Source organism: Methanocalculus sp., from assembly GCF_029762515.1.
Lineage (GTDB): Archaea > Halobacteriota > Methanomicrobia > Methanomicrobiales > Methanocorpusculaceae > Methanocalculus.
Map to the genome: position 1 here is coordinate 1 of NZ_JARVGN010000143.1, position 5,190 is coordinate 5,190.

The following is a 5,190-nucleotide window of genomic DNA, read 5'->3' on the forward strand; positions in this document are numbered from 1 at the left end:
CTGTTGCAAGCAGGATATCCCTCCTCCACGTCCGGGGGAAGACAAGACGCCGTGTCCATAGGCAATAGATGAGATAGGTTCCAAAGATAACAAGGACAATGGGCATATTCTCCTTGCTTGACATCCCAAGGGCTGCTGCAAGCCCTGCAACAAGTGCAAACCTGAGCTTCCCGGAGTTGAAGTACGCGAGGGCGGCAACAACCAGCAGAAGCGAGAAGAACGCGATGAAGATATCATTTCGGAGGAATCTCGAAAAATAGACCATGTTTGGGGATAATGCCAGGAATAATGCCGCAACAAGCATCTGCTTACCATCAAGATATCCCATTCTGTAAAGGGGATAGACAAGGGCAACAAGCAGGGTTCCAAGGAATGCCGGGAGGAGTCGGCCGACGAGATCAAAATCCCCAAAGATCGAGAAGAGGCCGGCTGTTACATAGAAGAGAAATGGTCCATGGAAGACCGGATTATAGACATAAGTCCCTTTTGTCAGGAGCTGATAGGCAAACCAGGCATGTACCGCCTCGTCATGGTGATACAACTTCAGATCCAGAAATGCAAACCGCAGGATCAGGGTTGCCAGGAGAATACAAATGAAGAGCGACTCCGGTTTAAGGAGCCGATGATAAAAATGGGTATCTGATGCGGCTTTCATGCCGCTATCTCACGATGATCAGCCCTCAAGGACAATCTCAATGCCGATGTCCTTGGGTACCTGAATTCGCATCAACTGGCGGAGTGCACGCTCGTCTGCATCGATATCGATGAGGCGTTTGTGAACACGCATCTGCCAGCGATCCCAGGTTGCTGTTCCTTCTCCATCAGGGCTCTTCCGGATAGGAACAACGAGGCGCTTCGTTGGAAGCGATATCGGACCTGCGAGATTCACACCGGTTCGTTCGGCGATCTCACGGATCCGGGAGCAGACCGACTCGAGTTTGTTATAATCGGTCCCGGTAAGGCGTATTCTGGCTTTTTGCATAGGGAGTCACCGTAAAAAAAAGATGAGAATTATCTCATCTGCTTTGGTTTGATATCGAGAACAATACCTGCAGCAATGGTGGATCCCATATCACGGACAGCGAACCGGCCGAGCTGCGGAAGCTCCTTTGCCTTCTCAATGACGAGTGGGCGGGTGGGGACGATCTTTACAATTGCAGCATCGCCAGCTTTGAGGAAAGCCGGGTTCTCCTCCTTGACCTGACCGCTTCTTGGGTCAAGCTTCTTCTGAAGCTCAATGAAGGTGCATGCAACCTGAGCGGTGTGGCAGTGGAAGACGGGGGTGTATCCAACAGAGAGGACGCTTGGGTGCTGAAGAACAACAACCTGTGCGGTGAATTCCTCTGCAACTGTCGGAGGTACATCGACCGGACCACAGACATCGCCACGGCGGATATCGTTCTTTGCGATACCACGGACGTTGAAACCGACGTTGTCACCAGGGAGAGCCTGTGCGTGCTCTTCGTGGTGCATCTCGATGGATTTAATCTCGCCTTCCTTGTTAGCGGGCATGAACGAGACCTTCATTCCCTTCTTCAGGATACCGGTCTCGATACGACCAACTGGAACAGTTCCGATACCGGAGATGGTATAGACATCCTGAATCGGGAGACGGAGCGGCTTGTCGGTTGGCTTCTCGGGTTCTTTCAGGGTGTCGAGTGCTTCAAGAAGCGTTGGGCCGGTATACCATGGGGTCTCCGGGGACTTCTTGGAGACATTCACGCCGGTGAATGAACTCATCGGGATGACAATGGTATCATCGGGCTTGAATCCGACGATCTTGATGAGATCGAAGAGCTGTGCCTTCACTTCATCAAACCGCTTCTGATCATATTTCACTGCATCCATCTTATTGATAGCAATGATGATCTGGTTGATACCGAGTGTCCGTGCAAGGAAGACGTGCTCCTTCGTCTGTTCCATCGGGCCATCAGGCGCTGCAACAACAAGTACTGCGGCATCTGCCTGTGATGCACCGGTGATCATGTTCTTGACGAAGTCACGGTGGCCTGGACAGTCGACGACGGTAAAGTAGAACTTTGCAGTGTCGAACCTCTTGTGGGCGATATCGATCGTGATACCACGCTCACGCTCCTCTTTGAGGTTGTCCATAACCCAGGCAAACTCAAAGGAACCCTTGCCCTTTGACTCTGCCTCTTTCTTATATCCATCAATAACGTGCTGGGGCACACTGCCGGTCTCAAAGAGAAGGCGACCGACAGTGGTTGACTTCCCGTGGTCAATGTGGCCGATAACGGCTAAATTCATGTGTGGCTTTTCTGCTGCCATTCTCAATCCTCCACTCATTCAAGGACAATCATGCGTACATTCAGTCCAATGCGAGTATACTAGATTGGAAAGAGAACTATATAAAATATTTCTCTTTATTTGGGTTAATTCTCAAAAGAAGCGATACAATGATGAACTATCCAAACCTATCCTCACCTGATGAAGACATTACCGTTCATTCGAGGCAAAAATGACCGCATCACAGTCAAGTGCGCGACTGAAGAAGTATCGATCCATACAAGGTGTGTTCATTGCATCCACTGTGCAGGTATCATGGATGGAAAGCGGCTCGTCCCCAACCCCTATGCACAGGAGTTCAAAAAGCAGGGGCGCGGATCCGGGAATGCATTTGAGCTTCTGACTGCCCAGACCATGTTCAACACCATTGTTGCCAATCCATCAGCAAATGCAATAGAATGTAATGATGAAAAGGGAGAAGGATTTCATCCGTTCTGGGTAAGGTAAACCAGCCCGGGATCACTTACAGCGCTATCAGCAGTGAGAGGAAGACCACAGCACGGACGATCTCATTTGCTGCTCCGACAAGATCACCATTGATCCCGCCAAACAACTGCTCTCCGGAAAAGAGCAGGATCAAGGTGGTAGCCGATGCACCAAAGAGTGCAGAGGCCACTGCGATGGGAGGGATAGGCAACAGGAAGAGCGGAAGGGTCAGCAACCATGCAACTGCTACAAACCATGGGCGGCTGCGCCAGAAGAGATAGCTGTGGATACCCTCCCGGAACGGCCGCCCAATGCAGGTTAGTGATGCCATCGACGCTTTTGCAGCAACCTCCGCAATAAGCACGGCAATCGGTATGATCGCAAGTGATGCCAGTGCGCCAAACGAGATGAGAGTTATTGAGAGGCCAAGGGCAACTCCTCCCGCCCCCACCTGCCGATCGGTGAGGGCGCGGATCCGCACCTCCCTGCTCCCATGAGCCATCAGGCCATCACCGAGATCGAGGAGGCCATCAAAATGGTTACAGCCCGAGAGAAGAAGCAGGAGCCCAAGGGCAACAGCAGCTGCTGCAAGGGGATGAGGGATGAAGAGGAGGGGGATCGCCGCCAGCCCGCCGATTAAATAACCGGCAACCGGGTAGAGATATGAACGGGTGGCAAATGCATCGAAGTCAGCCGATCTCCCGATAGGGAGGATCGTCGTAAACTGGAGCAGGGCCCGGATCCCCTCGAAGAGACTCATTGACTATCACTATAGAGTTTGGAGGTGCATCCGGCGATCAGTCCGGCAACGGCGTCGTCGAGGAATGGTCCAAGTTTCGAGAGGATTCCCGGTTTCTTCTGATCATACCGTGTGAACTCAAACCGGGCATATGTACCTGCAATCACCTCTGCAATCGCCATTCCGATGATCTCATCAGCCAGGAGAAATACCGGATCGTCGGCAATCTCGGAGTCCTTTCTTTTTATATACAGCTCATCCTCAAGCAGGATCGCAGAGAGCAGCAGTGCAGAGACATTCGGATCTGCAAACGCGCGCCTGATATTCTTCTCAAGCATCAGGCGCCCATCTTCGGGGGAGAGTCCATGGGGGACATACAGCTCCATCCCGGCATCCAGTATCGCATCCATCAAAACACCTGCGTGACCCAGGCGTTCTTCTATCTCAAACATAACGATCATTATCTTTGAAGCATGCCATACTTAACGTATATGGCATTTCTTTCAGAGGATATCAGCTATTCACCAGAAAGGCCGGTCTTTGCCCCGATACTTGCAAATACCATGCTGTCAACGGTTCCCGGTATTTCAGGTGCAGGACCCTCGCCAGAGAAGACCGTCTTCACCCCGATTCTCGATTCTGAACTGATCGTAAACGGCAGGATCACCAGCATGCCGATCCGCCCCGATACCCCGACCGGCTGCCCGACACCGGCAACAATCACCCGCGCGATGATGCAGCTGACAGGGCTCACCCCTTTCTTCATTAATGCCGGGCTTGTTCATCCCCCGACAATTCCAACATTCGACTTCTATGGAACAGCCGGAGGAGATCCGCGCAGAGGGGCGGCTGTCCCGGATTCAGAGGCACTGTATCTCAAAGGGGAGCAGCTTGGATCCCTCATCTCACACCTCTCTGATATGCTCGTAATAGGAGAGTGTGTCCCCGGCGGAACAACAACCGCTCTCTGCGTCCTCCGCGCCCTAGGATACCCTGCGAGGGTCTCTAGCAGCATGATTCAAAATCCGCATTCGCAGAAGGAAGAGATTGCTGAATTGATCACCAGACGACTGAGAGACGAGGGGATAACAGAGCCGCTTGATATCGTCTCGGCAACCGGCGATCCGATGATCCCGGTTGCCTGCGGCATGATCAAAGGGTTCTCAGGTGATGTGGTTCTTGCCGGGGGCACCCAGATGCTTTCTGTTGCTGCTGTTGCACGAAGGCTGGATCTGCACATTCCCCGTGTTGTCACAACAGTCTATGTCCGGGATGATCCATCGGCAAACTTCCCGGAGATAGCAGACGCGATCGGCGTGGCTCCAATATATGTCGATCCGGAGTTTGGAGAGCTCGGGCATACCGGCCTTGCCAGGTACTGTATCGGGGAAGTAAAGGAAGGGATGGGCGCGGGCGGCGCGATGTATCTCGCCGCAGCGCTTGGCCATTCACCATCCAGGATCAGGGAAGCGATTCTTCGGACAATATCCGCATATTCCTGAAGAGATAAGAGGGGTAAGAGCCAATACTAAGCAGGATATGCAACCCCTCTTTGTCATTAATAATTTCGGCCAGTTCAACCACCTCATCCACAGGATGCTCCGCGACCTCGATATCGAAGTGAAGATGATCCCAAATACCACTCCTCCATCCGAAGTAGAGGAAGGAAGTCGGGGGATCATCCTTGGGGGCGGGCCAAGCATCGACCGGATTGGGCG

At 52.6% G+C, this 5,190-nt stretch carries 7 protein-coding genes and 1 pseudogene; 3 read left to right on the forward strand and 5 right to left on the reverse strand.

The features are described 5' to 3' along the window. From QCH34_RS06400 to tuf, 3 genes are all read right to left on the reverse strand, one after another. Window positions 1–655 (reverse strand): flippase activity-associated protein Agl23 (locus QCH34_RS06400; RefSeq protein ID WP_300331929.1); only part of this gene is annotated, 655 nt, incomplete at its 3' end. An 18-nt stretch (window positions 656–673) separates the two neighbouring features. Beyond that, window positions 674–982: a 30S ribosomal protein S10 gene (gene rpsJ, locus QCH34_RS06405; RefSeq protein WP_255333248.1), complete on the reverse strand. Its 309-nt coding sequence runs from the start codon at window positions 980–982 to the stop codon at window positions 674–676. Between the two features lie 29 nt (window positions 983–1,011). Beyond that, window positions 1,012–2,289, reverse strand: coding sequence for a translation elongation factor EF-1 subunit alpha (gene tuf, locus QCH34_RS06410; protein WP_300331935.1), 1,278 nt, complete (start codon window positions 2,287–2,289; stop codon window positions 1,012–1,014). A 159-nt stretch (window positions 2,290–2,448) separates the two neighbouring features. On the opposite strand from tuf, the gene QCH34_RS06415 reads away from it, so the two are divergent. Next, window positions 2,449–2,754 (forward strand): hypothetical protein, encoded by a 306-nt coding sequence (locus QCH34_RS06415; protein ID WP_300331937.1) that lies wholly within the window; start codon window positions 2,449–2,451, stop codon window positions 2,752–2,754. Window positions 2,755–2,770: 16 nt separating this feature from the next. Here the strand turns inward: QCH34_RS06415 and cobS are convergent, their stop codons facing one another. After that, window positions 2,771–3,493 (reverse strand): adenosylcobinamide-GDP ribazoletransferase, encoded by a 723-nt coding sequence (cobS, locus tag QCH34_RS06420; protein WP_300331940.1) that lies wholly within the window; start codon window positions 3,491–3,493, stop codon window positions 2,771–2,773. Then, window positions 3,490–3,924, reverse strand: coding sequence for a phosphatidylglycerophosphatase A (locus QCH34_RS06425; RefSeq protein WP_300331948.1), 435 nt, complete (start codon window positions 3,922–3,924; stop codon window positions 3,490–3,492). Before QCH34_RS06425 ends, cobS begins: the two co-directional genes overlap by 4 nt. A gap of 39 nt (window positions 3,925–3,963) precedes the next feature. On the opposite strand from QCH34_RS06425, the gene cobT reads away from it, so the two are divergent. Together cobT and QCH34_RS06435 are read left to right on the forward strand one after the other, a co-directional pair. Next, the gene (gene cobT / locus QCH34_RS06430; protein ID WP_300331944.1) at window positions 3,964–4,974 is read left to right on the forward strand and encodes a nicotinate mononucleotide-dependent phosphoribosyltransferase CobT; all 1,011 of its coding nucleotides are present in this window, start codon (window positions 3,964–3,966) and stop codon (window positions 4,972–4,974) included. A gap of 37 nt (window positions 4,975–5,011) precedes the next feature. Continuing rightward, window positions 5,012–5,190: pseudogene (locus QCH34_RS06435) on the forward strand (GMP synthase); the annotation flags it as partial.

What these genes read in the sequence shown, in the direction of transcription:
- rpsJ (WP_255333248.1), bottom strand. Translation starts at nt 982, where the DNA reads ATGCAAAAAGCCAGAATACGCCTTACCGGGACCGATTATAACAAACTC.
- tuf (WP_300331935.1), bottom strand. Translation starts at nt 2,289, where the DNA reads ATGGCAGCAGAAAAGCCACACATGAATTTAGCCGTTATCGGCCACATT.
- QCH34_RS06415 (WP_300331937.1), top strand. Translation starts at nt 2,449, where the DNA reads ATGAAGACATTACCGTTCATTCGAGGCAAAAATGACCGCATCACAGTC.
- cobS (WP_300331940.1), bottom strand. Translation starts at nt 3,493, where the DNA reads ATGAGTCTCTTCGAGGGGATCCGGGCCCTGCTCCAGTTTACGACGATC.
- QCH34_RS06425 (WP_300331948.1), bottom strand. Translation starts at nt 3,924, where the DNA reads ATGTTTGAGATAGAAGAACGCCTGGGTCACGCAGGTGTTTTGATGGAT.
- cobT (WP_300331944.1), top strand. Translation starts at nt 3,964, where the DNA reads ATGGCATTTCTTTCAGAGGATATCAGCTATTCACCAGAAAGGCCGGTC.